13 protein-coding genes are annotated in these 17,110 nt (G+C 58.4%); 8 read left to right on the top strand and 5 right to left on the bottom strand.

Going from position 1 to position 17,110, the window contains the following annotated elements; genetic code table 11:
* Nucleotides 1-3,030 carry a TAT-variant-translocated molybdopterin oxidoreductase gene (locus tag BLW21_RS07780; protein ID WP_092738891.1) on the bottom strand — a complete coding sequence of 1,010 codons (3,030 nt, stop codon included), beginning with the start codon at nt 3,028-3,030 and terminating at the stop codon, nt 1-3.
* A gap of 177 nt (nt 3,031-3,207) precedes the next feature.
* Nucleotides 3,208-4,485: a cytochrome c3 family protein gene (locus BLW21_RS07775; RefSeq protein WP_092738890.1), complete on the bottom strand. Its 1,278-nt coding sequence runs from the start codon at nt 4,483-4,485 to the stop codon at nt 3,208-3,210.
* Between the two features lie 467 nt (nt 4,486-4,952).
* On the opposite strand from BLW21_RS07775, the gene rpsF reads away from it, so the two are divergent.
* From rpsF to priA, 6 genes are all read left to right on the top strand, one after another.
* A complete protein-coding gene (gene rpsF, locus BLW21_RS07770; protein ID WP_092738889.1) occupies nt 4,953-5,324 on the top strand; it encodes a 30S ribosomal protein S6 in 372 nt (123 codons plus the stop codon).
* A gap of 10 nt (nt 5,325-5,334) precedes the next feature.
* The gene (gene rpsR, locus BLW21_RS07765; RefSeq protein ID WP_019947036.1) at nt 5,335-5,586 is read left to right on the top strand and encodes a 30S ribosomal protein S18; all 252 of its coding nucleotides are present in this window, start codon (nt 5,335-5,337) and stop codon (nt 5,584-5,586) included.
* Between the two features lie 110 nt (nt 5,587-5,696).
* Nucleotides 5,697-6,140 (top strand): 50S ribosomal protein L9, encoded by a 444-nt coding sequence (gene rplI, locus BLW21_RS07760; protein WP_092738888.1) that lies wholly within the window; start codon nt 5,697-5,699, stop codon nt 6,138-6,140.
* Nucleotides 6,141-6,242: 102 nt separating this feature from the next.
* Complete coding sequence (locus BLW21_RS07755) at nt 6,243-7,499, top strand: toxin-antitoxin system YwqK family antitoxin (RefSeq protein WP_092738887.1); 1,257 nt, start codon at nt 6,243-6,245, stop codon at nt 7,497-7,499.
* Between the two features lie 315 nt (nt 7,500-7,814).
* On the top strand, nt 7,815-10,460 hold the full coding sequence (locus BLW21_RS07750; RefSeq protein WP_092738886.1) for a GSCFA domain-containing protein: 2,646 nt from the start codon (nt 7,815-7,817) through the stop codon (nt 10,458-10,460).
* A gap of 295 nt (nt 10,461-10,755) precedes the next feature.
* On the top strand, nt 10,756-13,305 hold the full coding sequence (priA, locus tag BLW21_RS07745; protein ID WP_092738885.1) for a replication restart helicase PriA: 2,550 nt from the start codon (nt 10,756-10,758) through the stop codon (nt 13,303-13,305).
* Between the two features lie 29 nt (nt 13,306-13,334).
* Here the strand turns inward: priA and BLW21_RS07740 are convergent, their stop codons facing one another.
* Complete coding sequence (locus tag BLW21_RS07740; RefSeq protein WP_139255127.1) at nt 13,335-14,087, bottom strand: hypothetical protein; 753 nt, start codon at nt 14,085-14,087, stop codon at nt 13,335-13,337.
* 214 nt (nt 14,088-14,301) lie between these two features.
* Between BLW21_RS07740 and BLW21_RS21080 the strand changes: the two genes are divergently transcribed.
* Nucleotides 14,302-14,481 carry a hypothetical protein gene (locus tag BLW21_RS21080; RefSeq protein WP_139255126.1) on the top strand — a complete coding sequence of 60 codons (180 nt, stop codon included), beginning with the start codon at nt 14,302-14,304 and terminating at the stop codon, nt 14,479-14,481.
* A 104-nt stretch (nt 14,482-14,585) separates the two neighbouring features.
* On the opposite strand, the gene BLW21_RS07735 is transcribed toward BLW21_RS21080, so the two are convergent.
* Nucleotides 14,586-15,131: a hypothetical protein gene (locus BLW21_RS07735; protein WP_092738883.1), complete on the bottom strand. Its 546-nt coding sequence runs from the start codon at nt 15,129-15,131 to the stop codon at nt 14,586-14,588.
* Nucleotides 15,132-15,437: 306 nt separating this feature from the next.
* The gene (locus BLW21_RS21485; protein ID WP_092738882.1) at nt 15,438-16,019 is read right to left on the bottom strand and encodes a hypothetical protein; all 582 of its coding nucleotides are present in this window, start codon (nt 16,017-16,019) and stop codon (nt 15,438-15,440) included.
* A 223-nt stretch (nt 16,020-16,242) separates the two neighbouring features.
* Between BLW21_RS21485 and BLW21_RS07725 the strand changes: the two genes are divergently transcribed.
* Complete coding sequence (locus BLW21_RS07725; protein ID WP_175470897.1) at nt 16,243-17,010, top strand: class I SAM-dependent methyltransferase; 768 nt, start codon at nt 16,243-16,245, stop codon at nt 17,008-17,010.
* The last annotated feature ends 100 nt before the right edge of the window (nt 17,011-17,110 follow it).

Raw genomic sequence — 17,110 nt, 5'->3', positions numbered from 1 at the left:
TTAAACGTTGAAATCGAGTTGATCCGTGTTGCGGATCTTGGTCAGGTAAGTGATGTTGGGCTGCACATTGATGGAACTCAGCGCGTGGAATGCACGCTCACCATCTTCACGGCTCAACAGTTGCGACAGGCGCGACTCGGGGTCGCGCATATCGCCGAACACGATAGCTTGAGTAGGGCACGACTGGGCGCAGGCCGAAACGATTTCGCCATCTTTCGGACGACGCTTCTCTTTCTTAGCCTCGAGCTTGCCGAGCTGAATCCGCTGCACGCACATCGAACACTTTTCCATTACACCGCGGGCCCGTACCGTTACGTCGGGGTTGAGCACCATGCGGCCCAGATCGGTGAACATGTGGCCGTTCACGGTTTCAAACTTCTCGTTGCTGTAGTACGAGAACCAGTTGAAGCGCCGCACTTTGTACGGGCAGTTGTTGGCGCAATAGCGGGTACCCACGCAACGGTTGTAGGTCATCTGGTTGAGACCTTCGGAACTGTGGGTAGTAGCCAGTACCGGGCATACCGTTTCGCAGGGAGCGTGGTTGCAGTGCTGGCACATGAGGGGCTGGAACACCACCGACGGGTTGGCCGACGGGTCTTCCATAGCTGCGTAAGTGCCAAGCTTGCCCTTCTCCTCAAAATCCTCCTTGGTGGCGTCGGAGCTGTAATAGCGGTCGATACGCATCCAATGCATCTCGCGGCGGTTGATCACCTCCTGCTTACCTACTACAGCCACGTTGTTCTCCGCCTGGCACCCAATCACGCACGAGCCGCAGCCAATGCACGAATTGAGGTCGATGGCCATGCCCCAATGATGGTTCTTATACTCGTAATCCTGCCACAGCGACACACGCTCAGGCGACTCAAGGCCTTCAGGCGTGAGAATCTTTACGTACTCGGTTACTTCTTTGGGATTCTTTTGGTACTGCTTCAGCGAAGCTACCTGCACAACCTCCTCCCGGTCCATAATTGTATGGTGGGTCTGAGTCTGGGCGATTGGCGACTGGGTGCCGGTAGCCTCAATCTGCACCGCGGTGGTATAGCTGATGGCACCGTTGCGCATAGCTGCCAGCGGCAGCACGTTGGCCCCAATCTGGTCGGCCACTTTACCGGCAGCCTCCCGGCCGTAACCGATAGCAATACCAATAGTACCGGCTGCCTGGCCAGGCTGAATCAGGATGGGCAGTTGAATGCTCTGGCCATTGGCCGTCACTTTCACCACATCGCCCTGCTCCCACTTCTGTTCCATGGCGTAAGCACGGGGTACGGTTACGTAGTTACCCCAGGTAGCCTTCGAAATCGGGTCGGGTAACTCCTGCAGCCAAGGATTGTTAGCCTGAGCGCCATTGCCAAGGCCTACCTTCTCGTAAATAGCCAACTCAATACCACCACCCTTATTGGCGCGAGCTGCGCCAATGGCGCTGTTCACGTCGAGGGAAGCTTCCAGTTGAGCAACAGGAGCAGGCAAAGCCGAACCGCGGGCGACGCCGTCGTGTACTGCCTTATCCCAGGCTTTCACGAAATTCGTGCTGCCCAGTACGGCCTGCCACTGCTGACGCAGGTAGTTGTAGTAGGTAGTGGGATTACCGGCCCAGGTCAGGAGCGAATCCTGCGCCTGACGAGTTGCAAACAGCGGTGTAATCACCGGCTGAGCCAAGCTCAGGTAGCCACGCTTAGGCTCGTAATCGTTCCACGACTCCAGGAAGTGGTGGTCGGGAGCGGCGTAGAGGCAAAGTTTACCGGTTTCGTCGAGCCGGTCGTTGAGCGAGATGCTGGTCGTTACTTTACCGCCCTGCAATGCCTTACCTAGCTCGGCACCCATCGGGTGGTCGTACACAGGGTTGGCGTTATAGAAAATCACAGCACCAATCTGGCCGGCAATGATGTCTTTAATCAAGCGGGCCATACGGGCGTCGTCGCCCTGGCGAACAAACGAAGGGGTGGCCGTATCAACGGCAGCCGAGCCGAGGCGCTGGTTGATGGCAGCTACCAGCGCCTGAATGCCGGGGTCGTTGATGCCCGACACAACGAGGCCGCGCGAACCAGCCTGACGTAAGGCGGCAGCCGCTTCGGCCAGTTTCTTCGACTTAGGAGCCGCGCCCCCACCAACGACTGCGCTGTAGAGGTCGGCGGTGGCGGCACCCATAGCCGAGGGCTTCAGTGACTCACGGACGTCAGCGTTGGAGCCAGTTAGCGAAAGGTTGGTCTCGAACTGGTAGTGCTTCGACATGGTGCGCTTGTCGCGCGACACCTTTCGGTTTTCTACATACTGACGGGCAAACTCAACGGGCGAAATCCAGGTACCCAAGAAGTCGGCATCGAGGCCCACAATTACGTCGGCCTTGCTGAAGTCATAAGAAGGCAAAACACCCCCATTAGCTCGTAGCAGTGCCGAAACGGAGTTGACATCGTACATCACATGTTCAGCACCTCCAAAGCGGGCGGCAAACTCGTTGATGACTTTTTTGGTCGAAGGGCTGATGATGGTCGGTGACACAATGGCCACGCGGCCGGCTCCCCCCAAAGCAGCACGCACCTCTTGGTCGAGCTGGTCGGTAGCAATGCGCTGGCCCTTCTTGGTGAAGAACTGCAGGCGAGCATTGTCGTAGAGGCTCAGTACCGATGCCTGGGCGCGGGCCGAGAGGCCGCCACGGGTTATGGGCGACTCAGGGTTGCCTTCGAGCTTGATTGGCCGGCCTTCGCGGGCTTTAACCAGCACGCTGTTGTAGTCCTGACCATTGAAGAAGGTGGACGCGTAGAAGTTGGCGATGCTGGGGTCAACTTCCTCGGGCTTGTTGAGATAAGGAATAGCCTTACGGATGGGCGCTTCGCAGCTGGCCAGCGTAGCGGCGGCCAATCCGAAGCCCATGAGCTTCAAAAAGTCGCGGCGCGGGGCTATGCTAGCGTCCGTCGAACCGTGGCCTTCCTTTACCGGCATGAAGTCGGCAAACTCGGTCATAGCGTTCTTGATGAACTCTGGCGAGTTTTCCAGCTCCTCAATTCCCTTCCAGTACTTGGGCGACTCTTGCATTTGTTGGGGGCTTGGGGTCTTGCGCACTAGGGGTCTTAAATTCGACGCCACTCAGTCCGTAAGATGGTGCTTGTCTTGACTTGGGAAGTTATTGTGAATGGGCGGGATTATGGAGTTTTGGATTCCTGGATGCTGTTCTATGCAAACCAAGGTACCTCGCTCCAATTCCTCAAATCCCTAGTAGTGGCACTTCGAACACTCGGTACCGCCATTCGACGATACGGTGAAGGGAACAGCACCATTTTTGGCATCGTGCAGCTTCACAAGGTTATCATAGTACCCGTTGCCCTTGGTGTTGAGGGGCGTTTCGCGGTGGCAGTTGATGCACCAGCCCATGGTCAGGGCCGAGTACTGGTACACTACTTCCATGTTCTGGATGGGTCCGTGACAAGTCTGGCACTCCAATCCGGCCACCTGCGTGTGCTGGGAGTGGTTGAAGTAAGCCAAGTCCGGAATGTTGTGAATCCGTACCCACTGGATAGGCTGCTTGCGCTCAATGGCGCGGTAGATTTTCTTGATTTCCGGCGACTCTGTCTTGATCTGCGAGTGGCAGTTCATACAAATGTTGGGCGACGGGATGTTGGCCGATTTGCCTTTGTACACCGAAGTGTGGCAATAGGCGCAGTTGATTTGATTTTCGCCGGCGTGCAGTTTGTGCGAGAAGGCAATAGGCTGGGTAGGCTGGTAGCCCTGGCTCAGGCCCACGCCCATGGCACCCTGGATAGTTTCGTAAAGAACGGCCAGTACGAACACAGTGCCCACAATACCGCGCACGGCCGTCGACTTGTAGATGCGGCTGTAGTCGAAACGCTGCTCCATCTGCTCCCGGTCGCGGCCATCAAGGTCCTTGCGGCCACGCAGCACGTCCTTCATGATGTTGGCAATGATAACCAGCGTTACCACCAGCACAATCAGCACCACCACCAAGACAATCAGCAGGATGTTCATGGAAGAACTGCTGGCTTCGCCATTAGCAGCGGCAGTACCATCTACGATGGCATTGTCGCCCGATTTGGCATTCAGGTCAGTAGGCACGGCACCAACGCCTTCCTGCGACGTAGTGTAGGCGATGATAGAAGTGATTTCAGCATCCGAAAGCTGGAAGCTCGGCATCTGCTGCTTCTGGTACTGATTGTAAATTTTCACGGCGTATTCATCGCCGGCAGCCACCATTTTGCTGGAGTTCTTGATCCAAGGAATGATCCAGGACATCGGGCGGCGCTTAGTAATACCAGCCAGGGCCGGACCCACTACCACATCGTTGACGGCGTGGCACTGGGCGCAGTTGCCTTTGAACAGGGCATCGCCGGCGGCAATAGCAGCCGGATCGGCAGTAGTGGTGCCGGCGGCAGCGGCCGGAGCAGCAGCGGCCACGGTGCCGGGCGTTACGCCGACCTCGCTGGGGTTTTTAGAACTGCCTACTTCACCGGCTGCTGGCTGAGCTCCCTGGGCCATGGCATAACCAAAGCTGACAAAGACCAGTAGCAGAGCTAGAAAGAGGCGGGGAAGGGAACGTAGTCGGATGCTATCCATCGCACAGATTAGCTAAAAAAAAGAAACGCGGGGGTGCTTCAAGGCCACAAATGTAGCTTGGGAAAGCCAGAGAACAAACCAGAACGGGCTAATTTTCGGCCCTGCCAACAAGCTTAGATTTATTCTAAACGCCCGTTTGTCCCCGACTTTCAGGGCCTTAGGCGCTACCGGGCAGTAGTTGCGGCCGGGGTACATTAAGGGCACTTTCCCACTTACTCCGCATCGAGTCAAGAACCTATACTATAAAGAGAAGGTTTGTGCCGCTGCTGCTAAAATACCGGGCTGCAAATCTTTTAAGTCAAAGTGCTCCTATATAGGTGCTTATTAAGCTATAAAAGCATACCTTTGCCCCTCATTTATTTTTTCACATCATATTCCACCCCGTCGTAATGGCAGTAAGAAATTACGAGACGGTCTTCATTCTGACTCCCGTGTTGAACGAGAGCCAAGTGCAAGAGACGGTCGAGAAGTTCTCGCAGGTGCTTAAGGAAAATAGCGCCGACATCATCAACCTTGAATCGTGGGGCCTTAAAAAGCTGGCCTACCCGATCGAGAAAAAAAACACCGGGTATTATTTCCTCGTGGAGTTCACCGGCGAAGGCAACATCGTAGATGTGCTGGAGCTGGCCTTCCGTCGTGATGAGCGCGTCATCCGTTTCCTGACCACCGTACTGGATAAGTACGCCCTGGAATACGCTGGCCGTCGTCGCAAAGGCGAAATGAATCAACCCAAACCTAAAACGTCCGAAGCAGTTGGCTAAGCAACGTAAAATGAGTCTCGCCAACGAGCGTCTGCACAAGCAGGACGCCCGTAAGAAGTACTGCCGCTTTCAGAAAGCCGGTATCAAGTACGTCGACTACAAAGACCCGAACTTCCTGCTGAAGTTCGTCAACGAGCAGGGTCGTATTCTGCCCCGTCGTATTACCGGCACCAGCCTCAAGTTCCAGCGTAAAGTAGCCCAGGCCGTTGCCAAGGCGCGCCACCTGGCCCTGATGCCCTACGTAACCGACTCGTTGAAATAGATGGTAGGGCGTAGTGTTTAGTGCCTGGTGCTTAGGAACTGGGATTGGTCTAAACGACTTTATCAACAGCCTAAGCACTACCAGCTAAGCACTAACAACTAAACAAAATCATGGAAGTATTTCTGAAAGACGACGTTAAGGGCCTCGGCTACAAGAACGACCTCGTGACGGTAAAGCCCGGCTACGGCCGCAATTACCTGATGCCCCAGGGCCTGGCCGTACTGGCCGACAAGACCAACAAGAAAATCGTTGCCGAGAACGTCCGTCAGGCCGCTCACAAGGCCGATAAGGTGAAGGGCGACGCCCAGACCATTGCCGACCAGATTGGTGACATGGTATTGGACGTAGTAGCCAAAGTAGGTGAGAGCGGCAAGATTTTCGGCCGCGTAACCACGCTGCAGTTGTCCGACGCCCTCAAGGCGAAGGGTATTGAGGTAGACCGCAAGCGTCTCTCGTTCGACACCGACCCCACGTCGGTAGGCGAGTACACAGCTTCGGCCGACCTGCACCGCGAGGTGAAGCATAAGATTCGCTTTAACGTAGTAGCGGAGTAAGCTACCGTTGAAACGCTATTGAGGCAGATAAAACGCCCGGTTGCTTTGGCAGCCGGGCGTTTTGTTTATCTTTCCCAGCTCCACCGCCACATTTTTATTCGAATGCGCTCTGCCTTGCTGCTCTTACTGCTCACGTTATCGTTCGCCACTAAAGCTCAGCAGTTGAAGTCACCTCCCGTATTTATTGCAGAGGCAAAACTAGAAGATTGTTACCGTGTAATCGAAGCGGACAGTGTATTACTATATTACGATACAGAGTATAGACTCACTCCGCCCCAATGTGCGAGCATCCGTCGCCATACCCGCCTGACGGCTGATGCCGACTTCAAGGGGCAGGTACTCGATTATTGGATGGAAACCGGCCGTTTAGCTATGCGGCTACAATACAAGAATGCCCAGGCAAACGGCTCCATAGAGCAATTCCATGCCAATGGCACGATGGCACTACGGGGGCAGCTTGTTGCCGGCACACCAACCGGGGAATGGCGCTACTGGTATGACAACTCACAGCTCCGGCAGGTGGTGCAATTCTTGCCGGATGGGCAGCTGCGAATTGAATCTTATTGGGATTCTACCGGAACTCAGCGAGTGACTGATGGTAATGGCAACTGGGAAGGCACACTGGCCTCTTCTTACACGACCCTACCAGAGGGCAAGAAGGTGCGCATTGTCTCCAAATTTATTTTTCGGGGCGAAGTAGCCGACGGCGTACCGAATGGCCAGTGGCAGAGTATGCAGCGGCACAACAGACAGCCATTCACCATCGAGAATTTTGTGCAGGGCAAATTTCGCAGTGGGCGGTTGGCGACCAAGCCTGTTTATGGCACCGCAGCATTAAGTACCCCGTATGTCGTATTTGCATTGGAAAGCCCGAGCAAATTCGCCGATGGATTTGACCTAGGGGTATCATGCGAAACCCGACAGCACCAACAGCAAGACCAAAAGATCCTTGCTGCGCTAAGGTTTCCAACCAATTCGTTGCCACTTCCTGATTATGCAGAACAACTACGGCGCAGCCTGGCATCTTACTCTGGCCAGCCGTGGTATCGGAAGTTGCCAACTGAAACAGTTGTACGATGTGAGCTTGATACAACAGGCTATGTCAAAGAAGTTTCTTGCAGCAATGCTGCATTGAAAAGCGTTATTCTGAAAGAAGTGAGAGCAATGTCTCACTGGATACCTGCCACCTACCAGGGCAAGTACATACCAGGAGGATTCATCGTACTAGTTTCTAATACAAGAGATGACGTGTTGGTGGAGTTAAGCACGATGGCAACCACGCCTTCTGCTGCGGGAGCCCCGGCAGAAGAGTACAAGCAGAAGCAGGGATTTCTTATTAACCGCAGTGTCCGCCCCTGATATCTCGCAGCCCTACTACAAGCGCTGAACTGTACGTTACTTTTGCTCTTTCACGTTGCTTGCTTTGACAGCCGGGCATTTTGTTTGTCGGCGCCGCCGTATACTGCAGCACTTATTACGACCTTTGTTCGTACAACAGTTCAGTCGGCTGCTTTACGGAGCGGCCGGCAGTATCTCTCTCCCATCTTCAAGGCAGCAACTGAGCCGCGTCCCATTACCGGCGATGCGCCCCGCTTACCGGTCTGTTTGGCCGGAGGCGGGCGGTTGAGTAGGTTGCCCGCCCGCTTCCGGCCCCTCCGGGCCTAATTCAGCCCAATGTTTCGTACTGAAATTCCGCTTACTCCCCTCCCCCACCAGCTGCCGCCGTCGGCCCGGGTGCTCACGCTGGGGTCTTGCTTTTCGGATTCCATCGGCGCGCGCCTGACCGAGTTCAAGGTCGCGGCCCTGGTCAATCCTTTCGGCACCGTGTTCAACCCGATTTCGGCTTGCAAGCTGCTACGCGCGGCGGCCGGGGAGGATATGGACTGGCAGCAGCACCTAGTGGAGGCCCGCGGCCGCTGGCAGAGCTACGACCTGCACGCCGAAATCGGGGCCGACTCGCCGGTAGAGCTGTTGCAGCATATCAACCAGCTGGCCCGCGAGGTAGGCGTGTTTCTGGCCACCGCCGACGTGGTGGTGCTCACGCTGGGCTCGGCCTTTGCCTACCGCCTGCGCGAAACCGGCGAGCTGGTGAGCAACTGCCACAAGGTGCCGGCCGAGCATTTCGACAAAGAATTACTGACGGCCGACGAAATAATTGCGGCCGTAGCCGAAACCCACGCTTACCTGCGCCGCATCAACCCTAAGTTGCAGTTTGTGCTTACGGTGAGCCCCGTGCGCCACCTCAAGGACACGCTGGTGCTCAACTCGGCCAGCAAGGCCATGCTGCGCGTGGCCTGCCATTACCTGAGCGAGTTGCTGCCCGACGTGACGTACTTCCCGGCCTACGAACTGCTGGTAGACGATTTGCGCGACTACCGCTTCTACGCCACCGACATGCTGCACCTCTCGGAAAGCGCCGAGAACTACGTGTGGGAGAGGTTTACGCGGACCTACTTCGATGCCGCTTTCGGCCGTTTCAAGAAGGAGTGGGAAGGCATCCGCCAGAACCTGGGCCACCGGCCGTTGCACCCGGCCGCGCCCGAGCACCGCGAATTTCTGCGAAGCACGCTGGAGCGCCTGCGCAAGCTCAGTGGCACGGCCGATGTACGCATGGAACTGCTCCACGTGGAGCGGGAGCTGGCAAACCTGCCCGAACCCAAATCTGCCGCTCCAGTGGAGGAAACGTACGATGATGGCGAGGAGCGCATCGATATCGGTTCGTTCGATGAGCAGGTAGTTACAGAAAAAACCCAACCCGTGGCGGTAGCTGCCCCTGCGGCGGCAGCTCCGGAAGCAGTTTCCAAGCCAGATGCGGGCAAGAAAGAGGCCGGCAAAAAGGAAATTCGCCGAGCTGTATTCGCCCAGCCCCGGCTTACGTCCCAGGCTAGTATCATCCGGCCTGGTTCGGGCCTGCTGGTAGAAGAAGCGGAAGAAAACGAACTGGAAACGGAGGATACCGCTACGGAAGAATCGGCCGTTACTTCTGATTCGGCTTACGACCACGCTTACTCGCCCACCATCAGCAACCTGACGGATGAGACTGACATCACTGATGCCGATAACGAGGACGACAGCGAGGAAATTGATCCGCAGGAAACAGTTGAGGAGGCGGCCCGCCGCAAAAAACGCCGGTCGCGGGGCGGGGCCAAGCGCACCAAGCGCAAGCACGCCCGTTTGGCCGCCGAACAGGCCGAGGGCGAAGGGCAAGCCGAAGCCAGCGCTGTAGCCACTGCGCCCGCACCGCTGCCCGATGAGCCATTGCCCGCCGCCCGCGCCTCTGCCGACGAGGCTGGAGATGATGACGAGCCCGCATCGGAAGTTGTGTACGTAACGGAAGCTGAGCTGCGCCAGCCACGCCCTCAACTTGCCCCAACCGAACCAGAAGCTACGGCCAACGCGCCAAGCGAAGAAGACGGTTCGGAGCCGGCGACTGCCGAAACGACACCAGAGCCCCGCCGGGGCCGCAATAACCGCCGCGGCAACAAGCGCGAGCAGGCGCCCCGCTACGGGGGGCGGCCCAGCCGCCAGCCGCTATACGCCATTGATGCCGAGGGGCCCGCTCCGGCCGAAGCACAACCAGCAGATACAGTTGCCTCTCCCACTTCATCTGCCGAAGAGGCCGAATCAGCAGTTCCTTCAGCTCCGGTTGAGGCTGTAGCAACCCCGGCCGTCGTAGTGCCCGAGGTAGCTTCGGCCCCTGCCAGCCCGGTTGCCCCGGTAAAGAAGGCAGCAGCCAGAAAGCGGCCGTCGAACTCGAAAGCTCCCCAAGAGCAACCGATAGCCGAGGCAACACCCGCCGCAACAGAGCCAGCCACTGCAGAACCAACAGAACCGGTTGCAGCAGCCCGGCCGGCCCGCCGCAAACCTGCCGCGAAGCCCAGGGCATCGGCAGCTGCACCCACTGCTGCTGCTGTCGAGACCACAGTACTGCAGGCTGCCGTTGCGCCTACTGATGCGCAAGTAGCTCTGGATGCAGAGCCAGCCAAGGCTCCGGCCAAAAAACGGGCAGCTACCAAGCCCAAGGCACCAGCCAAAGCTGATGCTAAGTTGGCGGTAGCAACCAAGCCGGATAAGGCCGATGCCACACCGGAGCCAGCTACGGCTGCCCCTTTGGCTGCGCCGAAAGCTAAAGCGGCTACCAAGGCCACAGCGAAGGCGACAACACCAAAAGCGGCGGCGAAACCGAAGGCAGCGGCCAAGACTTCGGCCAAAGCTAAAGCGGATCCGGCCGAGCCAAAACCAGCGCCAGCTAAAACCCGAACCAAGGCGGCGGCCAAACCCGCCAAGAAGGCCGAACCCGAAGCGGCGGAAAACGAATAAAAAAAGAAACCCAGTCTACTCGGCTGGGTTTCTTTTTTAGCACCAGATTCCGATGCTTCTGCAGTCTGGCTTGCTCATCAGTGCGGCCCTCTCCCAGGCACATTTTCCTCGCCGAAACGCCCCTTCAAAACCGCTCTAGCCAACAAAGCAAGCTGCCCTTCTCCGCTGTAGCGGCGGGCGAAATTTGCGGCGGCAGTTTTTGCGGGGGCGGCGGGTACTGTATCTTTACTTACTGTTCCGCCGGGGCGGCCGGTGGCCGGCCGGCCGATGCTTCTCTTTCTGTTTTTGCCTTCTATTGAGTCTTTCGTTTGATTTTGTGCAGCCCGCGCCGGAACCGGCGGCCGACCGCGTCACGCTGTTTGCCGACGTCATTCTGCCCCTGCCGCTGCCCCGCCTTTATACTTACCGCGTCCCGTTCGAGCTAAACGACCAGGTGGTGATTGGGGGCCGGGTGCTAGTGCAGTTTGGGGCCAAGCGGACGCTGAGCTGCATTGTGGCCGCCGTGCACCAGTCGCCGCCCAAGGAGTACCAGGCCAAGTACATCCTGGAGTTTATTGATGATGCGCCCGTCGTCACGCAGCCCCAGCTGAAGCTGTTTGCCTGGATTGCCGAGTACTACCTCTGCACCCTGGGCGAGGTGATAAACGCGGCCCTGCCTTCCGCCCTCAAGCTCAGCTCCGAGAGCTGGGTGCAGCTGCATCCGGCTTACGAGCCCGAAACCCACCCCTACCCGCTCGGCGACCAGGAGCAGAAGGTGGTGGACGCGCTGAGCACCGGCGAGGAAGTTGGCAAGTCGCTGACGTTTACCGAGGTGGGCGAGCTGCTGGGCATTGCGTCTTTCCACAAGTACATCAAGTCGTTGATGCAGAAGGACGTGGTGTTTTTGTTCGAGCATCTCAAGGATAAGTTTGCGCCCAAGGTGGTGAAGAAAGTGCGGCTGGCGCACCGCTACGTGGCTGAGGCGGCCCTGGAGGAGTTGTTCGGGCAGCTGGCCGGCAAAGCCAAGCAGCTTGATGTGGTGATGCGCTATTTGCAGCGCGTGCCAGTGTACCAGAACGAGCACGCCAACCACCGCGGCATGGATAAGGCCGCCCTCACCTCGGCCCCGCACCTGTCGGCTTCGGCGGTGAATACGCTCATCAAAAACGGCATTCTGGAGCAATTCGACCAGATTGTATCGCGCTTCCCACTGGATGAGGACGATGCCCAGGCCAATATGCACTTCACGCTGAGTGATACCCAGGTGGAGGCTCGCGACGCGGTAATGCGCGAGTTTCAGACCAAAGAAATTGTGCTGCTGCACGGCGTAACGGGCGCGGGCAAGACGGAAATCTACATCGACCTGATAAAGCAGGCCTTGGACGGCGGCGGGCAGGTGCTGTACCTGCTGCCCGAAATTGCCCTCACGGCCCAGATTGTTACCCGGCTCATGCGCGTGTTCGGCTCGCGGCTGGGCGTGTACCACTCCAAGTTCTCCGACAATGAGCGGGTGGAGGTGTGGAACGGGGTGCTCTCGGGCCGGTTTCAGGTGGTGGTGGGCGTGCGCTCGGCCGTGTTTCTGCCCTTCGATAACCTCTCGCTCACGATTGTGGATGAGGAGCACGAATCGAGCTACAAGCAGTACGACCCGGCCCCACGCTACAACGCCCGCGAAGTGGCCCTGATGATGGCCCACTTCCAGGGCTCCAAAACCCTGCTCGGCTCGGCCACGCCAGCGGTAGAAACCTACTACCAGGCCCGGGCCGGCCGCTACGGGCTGGTGAGCCTCACCAAGCGCTTCGGCGAGGCTGGCCTGCCCGAAATCGTGCTCGTGGACACGCGCAAGAGCCGGGAGCAGAAGACCATGCTCAACCATTTCACGCCCGAGCTGATGGCCGAAATGGAAAGCAAACTGGCCCAGCAGGAGCAGGTGATTTTGTTCCAGAACCGCCGCGGCTACGCCCCGTTCATCAACTGCCTCGACTGCGGCTGGATTCCGAAGTGCACTAACTGCGCCGTGAGCCTGAGCTACCACAAGCAGGCCCACGAGTTACGCTGCCACTACTGCGGCCACCACGACCGGATGCCGGCCCAATGCCCGGCCTGCGGCTCACGCAACGTGAAAACTGTGGGCTTCGGCACCGAGAAAATCGAGGACGACCTGAAGGTGATGCTGCCCCAGGCCAACGTGCAGCGCATGGACCTCGACACCACCCGCGCCAAGAACTCCTACCAGCAGATTATTTCCGATTTCGAGCAGCAGAAGACCAACGTGCTGGTGGGCACTCAGATGGTGACCAAGGGCCTCGACTTTGCTAACGTGAGTCTGGTAGGCATCATCAACGCCGACTCCATCATTCATTACCCCGATTTTCGGGCCCACGAGCGGGCCTTCCAGATGTTTGTGCAGGTGAGCGGGCGGGCGGGCCGCAAGGGCAAAAAGGGCCGCGTGATCATCCAGACCGCCGACCCCGAGCAGGTCATCTTCGACAAGGTGATGCGCAACGACTACCTGGAGTTCTACGAGTACGAAATCACCCAGCGCCGTGAGCACGGCTACCCCCCGTTTATGCGTATCATCCGCCTTACCGTAAAGCACGTCGACGTTTCGGTGGGCGAGCGGGCGGCGCTGCTACTTACCCAGGAGCTCGTGGACCGGCTGGGCCGCGAGGCCGTGCTGGGGCCGGAAGCCCCTTACATCTTCCGCATCCGCAACTTCTACCTCCAGGAAATCACCATCAAACTCAGCCGCGAGCATACCGTGCTCAAGGCCGCCAAAGCCGACGTGATGGCCGCCATGGACATAGTGCGCGACCAGAAGGAATTCAAGCAGGTGCGCCTGGCTGCCGATGTGGACCCGATGTAGGGCAAAGTGCCGCTTCGCCCCGGACGGCCTTACGAGCCGACAATAAAGAACACGAGTCCTACTACCGCCAAGGGCAAGCCCACAAACGTGGCCAGCGCTACCCCACCTGGTCCACCGAGCAACCCCAGCAACAGTAACAGACCGGTGGCCAGCATCATGCTTACCCCCAGCCGTTTAAGGGGCCGGTTGGCAGCGGGGCTGTTGGTGGCGGGAACAGCGGTAGGCTGCCGGGCCGCAACCCGGGCCTCATGGCGCTTGCGCTGGCGGCCGTTTTTACCTTGGAAAAGCAACAGCGGAACCCCAATAACCAGGAGCGGTAGGGCAAATAATACATAGCCCAGCCCGCTGAGACCACCCTTGTCGTTGTAGGCCCCGGCCGCAATCAGGCCCACCCCCGCGAGTAGCGAAACCGCCCCGCTTACATTCACAACCGTAGTCAGCGGATCGGGCTTACCAGCGGGCAGCGGCTGCGAAAGCCGCTCAGTGACTGTATCAGGCAGAATAACGGCGGCCTTGGGCAGTGCGCGGGACGAGTAGGCAGCCAGGTTCCCGGATCGGCGGGCCGGCATCGTGTCGGCGGCCGTATCGGGCAGGCTCGCGGTGAGTTGGGCCAGTTCCACTTCCGCAATTACCCCGGCTGGTGCCGGTTGGCGCCGGTAGTACTCAGCATGTGATGGAGCAGTATGTGATTGAGCAAAGGAAAAAGAAGCCGGCCGCGTGCTCTGGCAGCCGGTCAGTAACACCAGCATCAGCCAATAACGACTTATGGATAGGTTGCTCATGAGTTGGGGCTACAGAATGGGATAAGATTAGGAGCGGGAATACGCCCAATAACGCGCTTTTTTAATGCTTCGGCGCCATTCGCATGCATCCCCCGCTTTCTGGCGTCCTGTTTCTGCCAGCAGCCCGCCCGCGCTGAAGCCAGGGAGGGCTAAGCAAAAAGTCGCGGCAGCCAAAGGAGGAGGATCGGGCCGATAACGGCGAAAACCACCACCAATGAGGCCGAAGATACCGGAGGTGCCGGAGAGCAGCGAAACCAGCAGGCCCACCAAGCTCAGCCGCGAGCATACCGTGCTCAAAGCCACCAAAGCCGATATGACGGCCTTCACGGAAGTGGTGCGCGACCAGAAGGAGTTCAAGCAGGTGCGTGTGGCCGCCGACGTGGGCCCGATGTAGCAGCAGGTATTAGGGCTGGTTCGGGCTGCCGCCCGGAATCGGCCGCTGGCTGTTTCGCTCCTGCGCTCAGACTTGTTCAGGAACAAAGTTATCCGGAGTGCATCCTACCGGTTCTTCTGCGCCTGCCGCCGCCGGCTGTTTTTACCCCGAAAAAATAACATCGTGGCGCCTACCACCAGCAGGACAACACCGATCAGCAGCCGGGACAGGCCTGCGCTCAGGTCTTTGTCGGAATTGAAGGCGGCAACTCCGGAGCCAATCCCTCCTGCCACGACTATCCCCCCCACCACATTCACGGCCGTTGTAAAGGAGTCGGCTGGGCGGACAGGTGGTAGCGGCAATAGCTTGTTCAGGGCAGTATCGGGGGCGGCGAATAGCGGTGCAACCTGAACGTACCGCGCGTTGTTGCCTCCCAACGATAACAGCCGGGTTTCCTGGGTGGCGCCGTTCCCAGATTCGGGGCCGGGCAGGGCAGCCGATAGCACGAGCTCGTCGGCGGGCTTAGCCGGCAGTTGCGGCGCATCGGCGGGTTGCGTGCGGGCCGCACCATACTCACTAACCCGCGGAAGGGTTGGCACGAAGCGGGCGCTCTGGCAGCCGGCCAGCACGGAACAGGCCAGTAAGGAAGTTACGATGGCATTTCGCATCATGGTAGTCAGGAACAGGTACGCATAGCAGAAATGGACCGCAAGCACTAATGGAGCTCCCAGTAGGCGCAACCCCATTGGGGCCTGCGGTGGCCAAAGCAGGGCCGCGTGTAACGGATGATGAAAAGTACTGCACCGCCTAGTACCAGCCATTCCGTCCTTCAGCTATATCTGACTTTACAAGAGGCTATAAATTGCCTCATACTACCGTATGCAGCCCGCTGACTGGCCCTCAGATCAGACTTTACGAAAAACGCCCCGTTCACCAATTGGCAACCGGGGCGTTTTTCGTTTGGGAAGCAAGTCTGCTTATACCTCGTCGAGCAGGTACAGGATGATGAGCACGACGCCAATAATGACAATGATACCGCCCAGAACAGCGAAGATATTGCTGATTCCGGACAGCAGGCCCACCAGCAGACCAACAAGAACCAGAATGAGGCCCTGCCGCAGCTTACCGTCGATGCGGTTGGTAGCGGCCGTTTCCGACGATTTTTTCACCATGCCGGCTTTGGCAGCCAGCTTGTCGGCATTCTTGGTGATTTTCTGCACCAGCGCCTTCTGCATGAAGTTCAACTTAACGGCTTTGGCAGCGTTGGCAACATTGGCCGGAGCCGCTTTGGCAGCCGGAGCGGCTTTGGCAACAGCCGGGGCGGGCGTAGCTACGGGAGCCACAGCTTCGGGGGCTACTACTACCTCGGCAGCAGCTTGCGGGGCTACGGCTACTTCAGGAGCTGGCGCGGGCTTGATGATGGTCGCGCGCTGGGTGCCGTGGTAAGCCGAGCCAGTTTTGGGCAGCATGGCATACTCGGCGCGGTTGCAGCTCGTTAGGGCAATACCAATGGCCGCTACGGCCGTGAGTTTGCGCAACAGATTGGACAAGTGTTTCATAAGAAAAGCAAGAAAGGTTGGAAGATGTGAAAGCAGCTTATACGGGCGAAATTAGACAAATAGCCCGCAAAACCCGATAAATTGTCCGCCCAACTGGCCTGGCCTGGCTCTTCTGTCCAGCAAGTAAAAGCCTTACTGCTGCTGCCACCCCGCAATCGGCCCCGCGCCGAACCGTTCCGCCGACCTTCTTGTTAGCCACAAGTCCGTTATTTGCATCCTGATTATGGTCCATCAAATAAGACTTTTTCTGCCTTTGGGCGCCCTGGCACTGGGTATCGGTGCCTGCACTCAGTCGCTGAGTGAGGGTACTGCCGTTCAGCTTACCGAGCAGCGCCGTGCCGCGGCCCCCGACACCAGCGGTTACGAACGCCGCACCCCCCAGGACCTGAACGGCATCGGCAAGTATTATATGGGCCGCCAGATTGCCCACGTAATGGGCCACGAAGGAGCCGCCTGGCTCGACCGCTCCGACCGGGCCCGCGAGGAGGATACCGACCAGCTGCTACGGGCGCTCAAGCTCAAACCCACCGATGTGGTAGCCGACATTGGGGCCGGCACGGGGTATTTCACCTTTAAGATGAGTGCGCTCGTGCCCCAGGGGCGGGTGCTGGCCGTCGATATTCAGCCCGAGATGCTGGCCAGCCTGCGCGAAACCAAAGCCAAGCTGGGCGCCCGCAACGTGGTGCCGGTGCGCGGCACCACCCAAAACCCCAATCTGCCCGCCGGACAGGTAGACCTGGTGCTTTTGGTAGATGCGTACCACGAATTCGACTACCCGCGCGAAATGACTCGCGCCATTCGGCAGGCCCTGTCGCCCACCGGCCGGCTGGCGCTGGTCGAGTATCGGGCCGAAGACCCCGACGTGCCTATCAAACGTATTCATAAGATGAGCGTGGCGCAGGCCCGCCGCGAAATGGCCGCCGTGGGCCTGCGCCTTACCGATTCGGTGGAAACCCTGCCCCAACAGCACCTGCTGTTTTTTCAGAAATAGGCTTTTTTCTTAGCCATTAGCTGACAGCTGTTGGCTGTTCGCTCCCGTTCTTTGCGCTGCCGTTTGCTTTTGCTGATTGGATTTCAGCAAAAGCAAACGG

The sequence above is a fragment of the Hymenobacter psychrophilus genome (genome assembly GCF_900107135.1).
Taxonomy (GTDB): domain Bacteria; phylum Bacteroidota; class Bacteroidia; order Cytophagales; family Hymenobacteraceae; genus Hymenobacter; species Hymenobacter psychrophilus.
The sequence above is the reverse complement of the archived record's forward strand: the minus strand, read 5'-3'. Positions and strand labels throughout refer to the sequence as shown.

Excerpts from the sequence above, each read along its gene's own strand:
- BLW21_RS07780 (WP_092738891.1), bottom strand. The coding sequence starts at position 3,030 with ATGCAAGAGTCGCCCAAGTACTGGAAGGGAATTGAGGAGCTGGAAAAC.
- BLW21_RS07775 (WP_092738890.1), bottom strand. The coding sequence starts at position 4,485 with ATGGCCCAGGGAGCTCAGCCAGCAGCCGGTGAAGTAGGCAGTTCTAAA.
- rpsF (WP_092738889.1), top strand. The coding sequence starts at position 4,953 with ATGGCAGTAAGAAATTACGAGACGGTCTTCATTCTGACTCCCGTGTTG.
- rpsR (WP_019947036.1), top strand. The coding sequence starts at position 5,335 with ATGAGTCTCGCCAACGAGCGTCTGCACAAGCAGGACGCCCGTAAGAAG.
- rplI (WP_092738888.1), top strand. The coding sequence starts at position 5,697 with ATGGAAGTATTTCTGAAAGACGACGTTAAGGGCCTCGGCTACAAGAAC.
- BLW21_RS07755 (WP_092738887.1), top strand. The coding sequence starts at position 6,243 with ATGCGCTCTGCCTTGCTGCTCTTACTGCTCACGTTATCGTTCGCCACT.
- BLW21_RS07750 (WP_092738886.1), top strand. The coding sequence starts at position 7,815 with ATGTTTCGTACTGAAATTCCGCTTACTCCCCTCCCCCACCAGCTGCCG.
- BLW21_RS07740 (WP_139255127.1), bottom strand. The coding sequence starts at position 14,087 with ATGAGCAACCTATCCATAAGTCGTTATTGGCTGATGCTGGTGTTACTG.
- BLW21_RS21080 (WP_139255126.1), top strand. The coding sequence starts at position 14,302 with ATGAGGCCGAAGATACCGGAGGTGCCGGAGAGCAGCGAAACCAGCAGG.
- BLW21_RS07735 (WP_092738883.1), bottom strand. The coding sequence starts at position 15,131 with ATGATGCGAAATGCCATCGTAACTTCCTTACTGGCCTGTTCCGTGCTG.
- BLW21_RS21485 (WP_092738882.1), bottom strand. The coding sequence starts at position 16,019 with ATGAAACACTTGTCCAATCTGTTGCGCAAACTCACGGCCGTAGCGGCC.
- BLW21_RS07725 (WP_175470897.1), top strand. The coding sequence starts at position 16,243 with ATGGTCCATCAAATAAGACTTTTTCTGCCTTTGGGCGCCCTGGCACTG.